Origin of the sequence: Acinetobacter sp. P1(2025), assembly GCF_051390655.1 — a bacterium.
GTDB classification, from domain to species: domain Bacteria; phylum Pseudomonadota; class Gammaproteobacteria; order Pseudomonadales; family Moraxellaceae; genus Acinetobacter; species Acinetobacter junii.
In genome coordinates this window covers 1-12,946 of record NZ_JBPKBJ010000089.1, presented here as the reverse complement: position 1 = coordinate 12,946, position 12,946 = coordinate 1, and the positions used below count along the sequence as shown (strand labels likewise).

Here is a 12,946-nt window from a genome sequence, read left to right as displayed (position 1 = left end):
TATTTTGATCTAACATGTATTTCTCCAAATTCTCAGCAATTCAATCAGCTAAATTCTTTCAATGGGGCTATAGTACGCAAATTATTTAAATAGGTAAAACAGGTTGTTTTTATTATTTTGATCGTATTTTTGAATATTAAGGCTCCATGTTAATTAAATGCGTTCAAAGATAAAACTTGAATACTTCTGAACTTGTTATATAACTGCAATCTTTACATGGCATAACTAAGGGAAAGTGAAATGGCTTTACAGCGTGGTATTTATCAACACTATAAAGGTCAACTTTATCAGGTATTTAATGTTGCAAGACATAGCGAAACAGAAGAAGAGTTGGTTGTATATCAATGCTTGTATGGTGATTATTCCATGTGGGTTCGACCTTTAAGTATGTTTACTGAAACTGTTGCACTTGATAGTGGTGAAATTATTCCACGTTTTAAGTTGATTCAACCAACATAATTGATAGCCAAAGGTCTGAGCATCATCGGGAGTGAAATATGACCAGCACGGTGTTTTTAAAACGAATTGCTGATTTATATGATGAATTTAAACAACATGATGCTCGACAGGCAGATCGTTTAAGACGCTTTCGTAACATTGAAGCTGAGTCCGCTAAATTATTGGCTATGCTGGTACGAACACAGCAATCCCAACGTATTTTAGAAATAGGCACTTCCACTGGATATTCAACACTTTGGTTAGCTGAGGCTGCAAAGACAGTTGGCGGTCATGTTCAAACACTTGAAATCAATGCATTCCGTAGTGCACAAGCGAAGAAATATGCAGAAGAATTTAGCCTAGAAGCGTATATTGATTTTTGGGTGGGAGATGCAGCTGATTATTTGGCAGCATCCGCCGATCAATATGATCTCATACTCTTGGATGCCGAACGCGGAAGCTATGCTGGTTATTGGAATGATCTCAAAAGACTCATGTCAACTAAAGGTGGGACTTTAATAATTGATAATGTAATTTCTCATCCAGCAGAAGTGAAACCATTATTAGATTTGATAAAAAATGACGAACTTTATATGAGTACTATATTACCTATAGGTGCAGGCTTATGTATGGTCGTCACGAAGTGAGTTAGTTTTGGTATGTGCCAAACGATAATCTTGGGGGCTACACCCCATGATTTTATTAAATGCACGTGTAAAATTGGCAGGGTTGGAATAACCTAACTCATATGCAATATGTGTGATTGTAAAGGATGTATTTTCAAGTAATTCAATAGCACGCTCAGTACTGATCTTTTGTTTTAGGCGATTAAATTCTACTCCTTGTTGTTGCAAATATCGTTGTAGGGTTTTGGTTGAAATATTCAATACTTTCGCGCATTCAGTCAGTGTCGGAACTTGATTCGCTTGCCTTAACATTGTACTGATCCACTCTACAATTTCACCCTGATGATAAATTTTTTGAATCTGTTCCTGACAACGTTGTTCTACAACTTTTAAGCTATGTGCATCTGCTAAAGGCAAGGGAAGTGCTAATTGCTGCTGATCAAGTACAACTCTGATCCCTGTAAACCAAGTGTAATTGAAATGAAACTGAGCTTTGACAAGGTGTATGTATCTATCACTGTAAGCAGGTTCAGGAATACTTAAATAAATTTGATAGCGTTGTAATTGCTGACCGGCAAGCTCAAATAGACTGTAATAAAATCCGACTGCAATTGCTTCGATATGGAAGCTTAAACAACGTTTATTCATCTGCAAAATGGGTTCAAATAATAATTCCACCTTTTGCTGCGCTTGTGAAAACTGAATGGATAGCTTAAAGCTCGGCATGATCAGCTTGAAATATTGTGCAATTAATTTTAATGCATGATCCAGATTGGGACTGGTCATAAGTGCATAACCAACCAAGCTATGTGAACTTAGTTTCAAATTTCTGCCTAACTGAAAGGCTAAATCTTCTGTATTCGGTAAACTTAATCCTAACTCAATAAATTGTTCGATTTGTTGAATTGATAAAAATTCAGTTTGTGATAATTGATCCTTAAATTGATTTAAAACTGAATTATCGTATTGATTGGTACTGATCAATATCTCAATCAAACGTAAATAATAGCGAGCTGGAATAACAGGGATTTGTTGTTTGTGCACAATAAATCTCCACTAAAGTCTTAAAATGATAATATTAAGTCTTAAAATGATAATATAGCAACTGTTCAGAAGAACACAATCAATTCAAGCAAAACATTAAACGCTTGATTGAGGAGTTTAGAATGAATATGCATGCGCAATTAGATGTAGAACAAACAACTACACCATTTAAGGATAAAAAGCGTCATTTGTGGTTACTTGGTCTTGCAGTACCTGCTATCGCGATGAGTGGACTTGCTGGCTATCAATTTGGACCTAAAAAATCGAAAAAGTTTTTTGCCTCATTTGGACCATTATTTATCCATGGTGTGATCCCAACTCTAGACAAATTAATTGGTGAGGATACTGAAAATCCACCACTAGATGCGATTGCGGACTTAGAAGCTGACCCATATTACTCTCGCATTGTGAAGCTTTTTATACCACTCCAATATGCGACTAACGTTTATGGAGCCTACTTAGCAAGTCGAAAAGGCACATCTGTAGCTGATCAAGTTCTATTAGGAACTTTAGTTGGTATGGTAAATGGTATTGCAATTAATACTGCACATGAATTAAGCCATAAAAATGGTCGTTTAGAACATTATTTATCACATCTTGCATTAGCACCATCAGGGTATAACCACTTCAGAATTGAACATCCATATGGGCATCATCGTCGAGTAGCAACACCTGAAGATCCTGCATCATCACGCTTGGGTGAGACCTTTTGGAAGTTCTTACCACGTACAGTGATTGGAAGTTTTAAATCTGCAATTGAGATAGAAAAGAAACGTTTAGAACGCAAAAAACTACCATTTTTCTGCAAGGAAAATGAACTGATTCATGGTTGGGCCATGTCAGCAATTTATCATGGCTTGATGTTTAAGAAATTTGGTATGCGTTCAGTTCCATTTCAACTCACTCAAGCTACATATGCCGTGACTCTATTTGAAGCCGTTAACTATATTGAACATTATGGTTTAAAACGTGAGAAGAAAGAAAATGGGCAGTATGAGCGCACTTTGCCAGAACATAGCTGGAACAATAATAATTTAGTGACGAATCTATTTCTGTACCAGTTACAACGTCATTCAGATCATCATGCTTATCCGACACGCAGTTTCCAAACCTTACGTCATTTTGAAAATGCACCTCAATTACCAGCAGGTTATGGCGCTATGCTTTTACCAGCCTTCATTCCAGCATGGTGGTCAAAAATTATGGATGATCGAGTGGTAGAGCATTACAACGGTGACTTGAGTAAAGTAAATTTACACCCTGATGCCGAAGCACGAATATATGAAAAATATGCAGAAGAGATAGATATGATATGAAGAAAGCCCTGAAAAGGGCTTTTTTTATGATGAAGCAGAAATTTGTAGACGTTTGAAGTGTAAATCAAACTCAAGATATTTCTGCACAAAAGCTGTTTTATCTGTTGAGCGAAGTAAATTATCGTAAATAAACTCTGGTACTGGGTGGTAAAGTTCGCCTGAACCATTGTTATAGAAAATTTTTAAATAACGTGAAGAAACATCATATTTCCAAGATGTTACGACTACAGATTTTTCCATACCTTGCACCCCCGCAGTGATCATCGTTTATTACATATAAAAAACTCTTTAAGTGCTCATCTTTTGACAGTACTCCAACTTTGTACAACTGACAATCAGAAAATGAAGTTCTCTAGTGAATAAAAAATGATAAGAATCATTGAAAAATATGATTGCTTATATGAGAGTAACCTGCATAAAAAAACCACTCTAAAAAGAGTGGTTTTTAACTAATCACTATATCTAGAAATTAGATTTTACCAACTAAGTCGATAGATGGAGCGATTGTATCGTTACCTTCTTTCCATTTAGCAGGGCAAACTTCGCCTGGGTGGCTAGCTACGAATTGAGCAGCTTTAAGTTTACGTAAAGTTTCTGATACGTCACGAGCAATCGCATTGTCATGAATTTCAGCAGTTTTGATTACGCCTTCTGGGTTTACAATGAAAGTACCACGAAGTGCTAAACCAGCTTCTTCAATATGAACGTCAAAAGCGCGAGTTAATTGGTGTGTAGGGTCGCCAACTAATGGGAACTGAGCTTTACCAACTGCTGGTGAAGTTTCATGCCATACTTTATGAGAGAAGTGAGTGTCAGTTGTTACGATATAAACTTCTGCACCAGCTTTTTTGAACTCTTCATAGTTTTCAGCAGCATCTTCAACTTCTGTTGGGCAGTTAAATGTGAATGCAGCTGGCATAAAAATAAGAACAGACCATTTGCCTTTAAGATCAGCATCAGTTACTTGAATGAATTCACCGTTGCGGAATGCATCAGCTTTAAATGGTTTAACTTCAGTATTAATCAAGCTCATCATTGTCTCCATGATTGAGGTTTATCTTTAAACTTGTTTGCGAGGTCTAGAATAAGTAATTTCTAGTTATTGGGGAAATAGTATTTTTACATGACTAAAATCGGAAAATTAAATGATCCGAGATCGATAGCTTTCACCCAAAAAAAGATATTTCCATTTGACTCCATTCACATGAAGCAAAAATGACAAATATCGAAAATGATCGTGCTCTACAACATGAAGCCGATAGCCTTAAAATTCAAGGGTAAAATTGAAAAAAATAAAATTATATAAAAATCCATGATCTGCACGAAGTTCATGCACGTTGGAGATATTATTGTTTATGCTCAAATATTGGACGAAATGTTTCTTGTTTCAAATGTTTGTGATGTTTAGAATTTGAGATAGGGTAGAAATACTGTGAAGTATTAAGCAGGATTAAAGTTAACAGCGAGCGAGATTACTCGTATTTAAAGAGAATTAATACAACAAATGACAGATCAATTGAGAGAAAAATTTGAGAATCTTGAACTCAATGCGGGTTTAGGCAAGATTAGTGCTTTTATATCTATGTCTCTAGGATTGTTAAGCATTTTCAGTGCTTTATGCTTTTTATTTCCTTCAGTTCTCACCATGCCAGAACTACGTCCGCTATACGTTAAACATTATGATGCTTTTTATTTTAGTTTGATGATCGCGATTGTACTTAGTGTAGGTTTTGGGGCGTTTAGTGCGATTTTTCGACAAAATCGATATGGGTTTTATGGTTTGTGTTTCGCATTAGTTGCGGCTGTTTTGGGATGTGGGTTAATCAAAGCCCCAACTTTGCCGAACATTCCTTTCTATGCAGGTATTGATTATTTCGTACTAACACTTGTGATCTTGGCTTTAGTTTTTATCCCTTTAGAAGGTTTTTTTGCTAAAAATCCCCATCAAAAAATACTTAGAGTGGGATGGGTGACGGATATGAAATATTTCATGTTTAGTCACATTGGCATTCAACTCTTTACCTTTCTAACAGTCATGCCGATTCAGTATTGGATTACTCATCTTCCGAATAATCCAATCGTTCCTTTTGTACAAGCACAGCCGATTTGGTTGCAATTTATAGAATTGTTGATTGTTGTTGATTTCGTTGTGTATTGGTTGCATCGCGCGATGCACGAGGTGAATTTCTTGTGGCGTTTTCATGCGATTCATCATTCAACGGAACATATGGATTGGTTAGCATCTTCACGTTTACATATTGTCGAAGTATTGATGACGCGATTTATTGCAACCTTACCGATATTTTTATTAGGTTTTCATACCTCAGCCGTTTTTGCTTATCTCGTATTTATTTCTTTTCATGCGATATTCATCCACTCAAATGTACGTTTTAGATTTCCGTATTTACGCTGGCTGATAGCTACCCCTGAGTTTCATCATTGGCATCACTCTTCAGAGAAACCTGCGATTGATAAAAACTATGCGGCATTTATCCCATTGTATGATGTCATTTTTAAAACAGTGTATATGCCAAACCATTTGGCAAGTGTATATGGAACTGTGGGGTATAAGATCCCCAATAGTTTTGTAAAGCAATTTGCGTGGCCATTTAAAAAATACGTCAAACAGTTACGTAATCGTTTTGATCATTCATCTAAATCATAAAAACCAAACTAGAACTACAGCAATATCATCAATAGATTGCTGTAGTTGCTTTGCATAGCAAGATTTTAAGGCGTAAAATAGCTGATTATTTAATTTTCAGGAAAGCTGTTCAGTGCAGAGTCATTTAAATGTAGATCAATTGGTTATGGCACGTGACCGTCACCGTTTAAATCGACTGCGCAAAGATAAAAAAACAGAAACAGCAGAAATCGAAAAACTATTTGAACAATCAAACCAAAAGGTAAAACAGCGTTTAGCTCGCTTGCCTAAGATCAAACTCAACCAAGATTTGCCTGTTACGCAATACGCCGATCGTTTGATCGAGGCTATTCAAAAGCATCAGGTGATTATTGTTGCAGGTGAAACTGGCTCTGGTAAAACCACACAGCTTCCTCAAATCGCAATGCTTGCAGGTCGTGGTCTTACTGGCATGATTGGACATACACAACCACGTCGTTTGGCTGCACGTAGCGTTTCGCAACGTATTGCGGAAGAAGTTGGTGAAAAGCTTGGCGAGTCAATTGGTTTTAAAGTTCGCTTTAATGAGCAAGGTTCTCAAGACTCGATCGTTCGGTTGATGACAGACGGTATTCTGTTAGCTGAATTGACTAATGATCGATTCTTATCAAAATACGACACCATTATCATTGATGAAGCGCATGAACGCTCTCTCAATATCGACTTTATCATGGGCTATCTGAAGCAATTATTGCCGAAGCGTCCGGATTTAAAAGTGATTGTTACGTCTGCAACCTTAGATGTAAATCGTTTTAGTCAATATTTTAATAATGCACCAATTTTTGAAGTCGAAGGTCGCAGTTATCCTGTTGAAGTTCGTTATCGTCCTATTTCTGAATTGAGTATTGTTGGTAGTGATGATGATGAGTTCGATGATTTTGAGGAAAATCTACCTAGAGCCGTTGTTCAAGCTGTTGAAGAGTGTTTTGCTGATGCTGAAGTAAAAGGTCATCCTGAACATGCTGATATTCTAATTTTTGCCAGTACAGAGCAAGAAATTCGAGAACTACAAGAAACATTACAAAAATATGGGCCACGTCATACAGAGGTATTACCTTTATATGCACGCCTAGCACTCGCAGAACAACAAAAAATCTTTAATCCTGGTGGTAAAGGTCGCCGCATCATTATTGCCACGAACGTAGCAGAAACGGCATTGACCGTTCCAAATATCCGCTATGTAATTGATAGTGGATTTGCACGTATCTCTCGTTATAACTATCGATCGCGTGTTCAGCGCTTGCCAATTGAAGCGATTTCACAAGCAGCAGCCAATCAACGTAAAGGGCGTTGTGGTCGTATAGCAGCGGGTGTATGTATTCGTCTATATAGCGAAGAAGACTTTTTAAGTCGCCCAGAATTTACTGAGCCAGAAATTAAACGAACCAATCTTGCTTCGGTTATTTTGCAAATGCAAAGTCTCGGACTAGGCAATTTGGAAGATTTCGATTTTATTGAGCCACCTGATTTCCGTTTGGTAAATGACGGTCGTAAGTTGCTTATTGAATTGGGTGCCTTGAACGAACGCAAGAATGATCTGACTAAAGTTGGTCAAATGATGGCACGTATGCCGATTGATCCTCGTTTAGCACGTATGATTATCGGTGGAGCACATTTTGGGGTACTCAAAGAAACCTTGATTATTGTTAGTGCTTTAGCGATTCAAGATCCTCGTGAGAGACCAGCAGATAAACAAATGCAGGCAGATCAAAAGCATGCTTTATTTAAAGAAGCTGATTCTGACTTTTTGTTCTATTTAAAATTATGGAATACATTGCAAACAAGCCCTGATGCTCAATCTGAAAATAAACGCCGTCAGTTTGCACGCCAACATTTTCTGAGTTGGTTACGTTTGCGTGAATGGAAACAAACACATCAACAATTAGTAGAGTTGGCAGAAGGTTTAAAACTTAGTTTTAATGAAAAGGGTGCAAATTATGAAAATTTACATCGAGCTTTATTAACTGGTTTACTTTCATTTATTGCCAACAAAACTGATGAACGTAATACCTTTATGGCTGTTCGTCAGCAAAAAGCCAAAGTTTTCCCAGCCAGCACATTGCATAAAACCAATACAGCGTGGGTCATGGCATTTGAGATGGTAGAAACATCCCAAGTTTATCTGCGTACTTTGGCCAAAATAGATCCCGAATGGATATTGTTAGCTGCTCGAGACCTATTGAAATATCACTATTTTGAACCACATTGGTCAAAAAAAGGTGGCATTGTAAATGCGTATGCTCAAATTTCCTTATTTGGTTTGATAATCGAACCAAAACGTTTAGTGAACTTTGAAAAAGTTGATCAGGCAGCTGCACATGAAATCTTTCTGCGTGATGCGCTCACGACTGGCAATTTAGGCATTACCCCTGCATTTTTAAAACATAACTTGCTTAAACTTGAAGAAGTGGAGCGAGTTGAGGATAAATTACGCCGCCGTGATTTAGTGGTCGATGAAGAAACGATTTATCAATTTTATGCAGAACGTGTACCAGTTGAAGTAGCGAGTCGACATAGTTTTGAAGATTGGCGAGCGACGGTAGAAGCAAAAAATCCCCGTTATTTGTTTGTTGAGGATGATGCACTCTGGATGAGTGATCGTCCAACCACACAACAATTTCCAGATTATTTGCACAACGGCCAATTACGTTTAGCAGCAAGTTATCGTTTTGATCCAAGTCATGATGAAGATGGGGCTACGGTTAAAATTCCTGTGCAAGCATTGCCTCAAGTAGATGAAAAGCAATGGTCATGGGGAATACCTGGCTGGCGGCAAGATTTAATCGAGGCTTTGTTAAAAGCACTACCTAAAGATAAACGCCGCAATTTAGTTCCAATTCCTGATACAGCCAAAAAGTTAATGCAGGGTGTCGATGCTGTTCATTTACGTGAGCATCTATTTAACTATCTCGCTTTTGCTCTACGTGGAGAGCAGATTACTGAAAAAGATTTCTCGTTTGAACGTATCGATCAATACCTTGTTCCTTTTATCAAAGTGATTGATGAAAAAGGAAAATTAATTGCTCAAGGTCGTGACTTAGATGAATTAAAGGCGAGATGCCGAGTTGAAACTCATCGTCCAGTAAAACAACAGCAAGGCGAGTTCCAAGCCTTCCCTGAGAGCTTTATCTTTGAAGCTTCTCAAAAGGTTACAGGAGTGATAGTTAAACAGTATCAAGCGCTTGTTCCCACAAAGATATTTTTTGCACTTGAAGCAAAAGATGAATCAGGTGTGGTTGTACAAACGTTTAATGATCAGCAAGAAGCCATTAAACAGCATCGTGAAGGTGTAATTCGTCTGATTCATATGCAGCTTGGGGATTTGATTCGCCAACTGAAAAAGCAGATTTCTAAACCTTTGGCTTTGGCATATTCTCCATTGGGTGAGCGCGCTAAACTCGAACAAATGTTGGTTTATGCAACTCTACAAGTATCAATCCAACAACTTCCACAAAATGCTGAAGAATTTAATACCTTAGCACTTGATGTAAAAAAACACTTTTTGAGCAATGGTCAAAAAGTACTAACGGACATCACTGAAATTTTTACTCAATGGCAGCAAGTTCGTCGTGAGTTGTTGGTTTTAGATCAAGATATATTCGGTCGTAGTATTGACGATATAGAGGATCAGTTGGATTTAATGTCATTGGCGGACTTTGTTTATAGCAAACCAAGTGAGATTTGGCAGGAATATCCACGTTATTTAAAAGCATTGCTATTGCGTTTAGATCGTTTGCCAAATAATCTACAACGTGACCTTGCTGCAATTGATGATGTCGATCCATGGATGGACAAAGTATTTAAGTTTAAAAATGATCCTAAAATCAAAGAAATGTATTTGATGTTAGAGGAATTGAGAATTTCCTTGTTTTCTCAACCAATGAAAACAAAGATGCCAATTTCACCAACTAGATTACAAAAACTATGGGATCGATTAGCAATCGGTTAAACTGAGCAATAATGAAAGTTAGAACCATTCTTTACAGGAGTTTTACATGGGCATCCGTATAACAGGTACAGGTTTGTTTCACCCAACTGAAACAATTTCTAATGAAGAGTTGGTTGAAAGTTTAAATGCTTATGTAGAACAATTTAATCAACAAAATGCTGACAAAATTGCAGCAGGTGAGATCGAAGCTCTACGTGGTTCAAGTCCTGAGTTTATTGAAAAAGCATCTGGTATTAAAAGCCGTTACGTGGTTGAGAAGTCAGGTATTTTAGATCCAACACGTTTACGTCCGCGCTTACAAGAACGTAGTAATGATGAACTTTCGCTCCAAGCCGAGTGGGGTGTAATAGCTGCTAAACGAGCGATGGAAAATGCAGGTGTCACTGCTGAAGATATCGATGTTGTGATTTTAGCATGCTCAAATATGCAACGTGCTTATCCTGCTGTTGCGATTGAAATTCAGTCAGCATTAGGTATTAAAGGCTATGCTTATGATATGAATGTCGCGTGTTCAGCTGCAACATTTGGTTTAAAGCAAGCTTATGACGCTGTGAAATGTGGTGCTCGTCGTGTTTTACTTTTGAATGTTGAAATTACCTCAGGTCATTTGGATTATCGTACACGTGATGCGCATTTTATCTTTGGTGACGTTGCAACTGCTTCAATTATCGAAGAAACTGAAACCAAATCAGGTTATGAAATCTTAGATATTCATTTGTTTACTCAATTTTCAAATAACATCCGTAATAACTTCGGTTTCTTGAACCGTAGTGAAGATGCGGTTGTTGATGACAAATTGTTCCGTCAAGATGGGCGCAAAGTGTTTAAAGAAGTTTGTCCACTTGTCGCAAAAATCATTACAGCACAGTTGGAAAAATTACAATTAACACCTGAACAAGTTAAACGCTTCTGGTTGCATCAAGCCAATGCCAATATGAATGAGTTAATTTTAAAACTCGTTGTTGGTAAAGATGCTGATTTAGATCGTGCACCAATTATTTTGGATGAGTTTGCGAACACTTCTTCTGCGGGCGTAATTATTGCAATGCACCGTACAGGCGAGCAGGTAAATAATGGTGAATATGCTGTAATTTCATCATTTGGCGCAGGATATTCGGTTGGTTCGATTATCGTACAAAAACATATTGCTTAAATTTTATAGGCAAAAATAAAAAACCGCATCAATGATGCGGTTTTTTTGATTTTAGCTTATTTAAGTAAGATCGCTAGGTCGATGACTTGCGGAGTGGTGTTACCACCAATAGTTGAAGCTGCTAAATTTGGTGTTCCATCTACACTGATAGCTAAACGTGCTCTAGGTGTTGTAATTGTTGTATCGCTATTTAAGTCGACTCGATAAAGTACTGATGGTCCAGTTTCACCTGCCACAGTAGCTAAAGCTAAGCCATTGTCACCACCAGCAATATCAAAGCCATTGTCTATACCTAAGTTGATTCCTAAATTACCGATAAGGTTTAATGTGCCTGCGTTTGGTGGATTCTGTTTAGTGAGAGTTTTGCCTGTTTGATCAAGATCAAATAGTTCTGTAGCTAACATCGCGATAGGTGTAGCGAAACTATTGGTATATGCAGCTGCAGTAACTTTAGCCTCAGAAATTCCGTTAATATCGCCATCTTTTATAGTATCGCCAGTATCGACGTTAATTCTTAAGTTCTGTCCAGTATTGCTGATTACGCGGAGTCGATCTGCTGTAGGGTTGAAATCAACTGCGAAACTTGTACCATCTAGGTTTGTGAAAGTGCTGCCAGTAGCTGGTTTGAGTGCAGTGATGAGGCTTGCTAAACCAGTGTCTGTATTGATCGTATACAAATTCCCTTTATTGGTTAATCCATATAGCTTGCCAGAATTGTCAGTTGAGGTCCTAAAACGATAGTCGATACCGATAAATTTCTCATCTACAAGCAATCCAGTGAGGCTCTTTTCAGTTACAGTATTTGGATTGGTAATAGCGAAGCTAAGCAGTTTATTGTTTGCTGTTAAACCATAGCCTTGAGCTGTGGCATCGGTTGAACGTTTTAATGCAATGCCTCGAATCCCCATGCTATTAAAACTATTATTCAAGTCATGTGATTCAAAAACAGCATCGCTTGAGGTGCCGACATTAGCTAGATTAAGTTTAAAAAATTTATAATTGCCTGATGCGAGTTTGAGTGCGGCAAAACCTACATTGCTGACAGGGTCTATATCAAAACCGCCACCGCCGTTTGTATTAATGTCTGCACCCAAAGCCGTAGAATTGCCTAATGTACCTGCGTTCGCATTTTGAAGATAAATGCGATCAGAATTTTGGTCAATGCTATATAGTTTGGTTGAACCTGTGCCAGCAAAAGCATTGGTATAAGCACCTGCAACAACTGCTGCAGTACCTGTGGTTAAATTAATCGTACCATCTGTAATGGTTGCACCAGTATCAACATTGATACGCAAGTTTTGTCCTGTGTTAGAAATTACACGTAGGCGATCTGCAGCAGGGTTAAAATTGACAGTGATAAGGTTGGCATCACCCATAATTTGTGTGAAAGATGCATTTCCATCTGTAGTATCGCTCGGGTCGGCGATTAGTTTTCTCAGGAAAATTGCTTCGCCATTGTTTGGATTTAAAGTATATAAGTTCCCTTGTAGACCAACAGCATAAAGTTTGCCGTCTTTAGGGCGGTAATCAATACCTACCAGTTCATCTCCAGACATTAATCCTTTAATCTTGCGGTTAGACACAACCTTGTCAGGCATTGATCTATCGACTGAACTAATCATTCAGAGGTGGATCAGGAAATTTGAACAACACTTATAAGTGATATTTTGCTCCCCAAATGATGTTATAAACATCAATATATGGAGTATTTTATGGCACGTAGACCAAGAAGAAATC

Annotated in this window: 9 protein-coding genes and 1 pseudogene; 6 read left to right on the top strand and 4 right to left on the bottom strand. The window is 37.7% G+C overall.

What is annotated here, in order from left to right:
• Positions 1 to 240 precede the first annotated feature (240 nt).
• Positions 241 to 459 (top strand): DUF1653 domain-containing protein, encoded by a 219-nt coding sequence (locus ACSC97_RS16055; protein WP_099948517.1) that lies wholly within the window; start codon positions 241 to 243, stop codon positions 457 to 459.
• A gap of 38 nt (positions 460 to 497) precedes the next feature.
• On the top strand, positions 498 to 1,085 hold the full coding sequence (locus ACSC97_RS16050; protein WP_404490533.1) for an O-methyltransferase: 588 nt from the start codon (positions 498 to 500) through the stop codon (positions 1,083 to 1,085).
• On the opposite strand, the gene ACSC97_RS16045 is transcribed toward ACSC97_RS16050, so the two are convergent.
• A complete protein-coding gene (locus ACSC97_RS16045) occupies positions 1,062 to 2,108 on the bottom strand; it encodes an AraC family transcriptional regulator (RefSeq protein WP_004953637.1) in 1,047 nt (348 codons plus the stop codon). The genes ACSC97_RS16050 and ACSC97_RS16045 overlap by 24 nt on opposite strands.
• Before the next feature lie 122 nt (positions 2,109 to 2,230).
• Here ACSC97_RS16045 and ACSC97_RS16040 point away from each other — a divergent pair, with 122 nt between their 5' ends.
• Entirely contained in the window at positions 2,231 to 3,424 is a 1,194-nt protein-coding gene (locus ACSC97_RS16040) for an alkane 1-monooxygenase (RefSeq protein ID WP_099948520.1), read from the top strand.
• Positions 3,425 to 3,448: 24 nt separating this feature from the next.
• Here ACSC97_RS16040 and ACSC97_RS16035 read toward each other — a convergent pair whose 3' ends face one another.
• Positions 3,449 to 3,664, bottom strand: coding sequence for a KTSC domain-containing protein (locus tag ACSC97_RS16035; RefSeq protein WP_020899936.1), 216 nt, complete (start codon positions 3,662 to 3,664; stop codon positions 3,449 to 3,451).
• Positions 3,665 to 3,893: 229 nt separating this feature from the next.
• Positions 3,894 to 4,457, bottom strand: coding sequence for an alkyl hydroperoxide reductase subunit C (gene ahpC / locus ACSC97_RS16030; protein ID WP_004953644.1), 564 nt, complete (start codon positions 4,455 to 4,457; stop codon positions 3,894 to 3,896).
• A 471-nt stretch (positions 4,458 to 4,928) separates the two neighbouring features.
• On the opposite strand from ahpC, the gene ACSC97_RS16025 reads away from it, so the two are divergent.
• The 3 genes from ACSC97_RS16025 to ACSC97_RS16015 all read left to right on the top strand — a co-directional run bounded on the left by ACSC97_RS16025 (position 4,929) and on the right by ACSC97_RS16015 (position 11,209).
• Complete coding sequence (locus ACSC97_RS16025) at positions 4,929 to 6,089, top strand: sterol desaturase family protein (protein WP_075696399.1); 1,161 nt, start codon at positions 4,929 to 4,931, stop codon at positions 6,087 to 6,089.
• Between the two features lie 112 nt (positions 6,090 to 6,201).
• Complete coding sequence (gene hrpA / locus ACSC97_RS16020) at positions 6,202 to 10,056, top strand: ATP-dependent RNA helicase HrpA (RefSeq protein WP_436661924.1); 3,855 nt, start codon at positions 6,202 to 6,204, stop codon at positions 10,054 to 10,056.
• Positions 10,057 to 10,102: 46 nt separating this feature from the next.
• Complete coding sequence (locus ACSC97_RS16015; RefSeq protein ID WP_436661922.1) at positions 10,103 to 11,209, top strand: beta-ketoacyl-ACP synthase III; 1,107 nt, start codon at positions 10,103 to 10,105, stop codon at positions 11,207 to 11,209.
• Between the two features lie 56 nt (positions 11,210 to 11,265).
• Here ACSC97_RS16015 and ACSC97_RS16010 read toward each other — a convergent pair.
• Positions 11,266 to 12,831, bottom strand: a pseudogene (locus tag ACSC97_RS16010) (DUF4394 domain-containing protein); the annotation flags it as partial.
• Positions 12,832 to 12,946: the final 115 nt, after the last annotated feature.

Bases quoted from the DNA above. Each gene is read 5' to 3' on its own strand.
- ACSC97_RS16015 (WP_436661922.1), top strand. From the start codon at position 10,103: ATGGGCATCCGTATAACAGGTACAGGTTTGTTTCACCCAACTGAAACA.
- ACSC97_RS16055 (WP_099948517.1), top strand. From the start codon at position 241: ATGGCTTTACAGCGTGGTATTTATCAACACTATAAAGGTCAACTTTAT.
- ahpC (WP_004953644.1), bottom strand. From the start codon at position 4,457: ATGAGCTTGATTAATACTGAAGTTAAACCATTTAAAGCTGATGCATTC.
- ACSC97_RS16050 (WP_404490533.1), top strand. From the start codon at position 498: ATGACCAGCACGGTGTTTTTAAAACGAATTGCTGATTTATATGATGAA.
- ACSC97_RS16035 (WP_020899936.1), bottom strand. From the start codon at position 3,664: ATGGAAAAATCTGTAGTCGTAACATCTTGGAAATATGATGTTTCTTCA.
- ACSC97_RS16040 (WP_099948520.1), top strand. From the start codon at position 2,231: ATGAATATGCATGCGCAATTAGATGTAGAACAAACAACTACACCATTT.
- ACSC97_RS16025 (WP_075696399.1), top strand. From the start codon at position 4,929: ATGACAGATCAATTGAGAGAAAAATTTGAGAATCTTGAACTCAATGCG.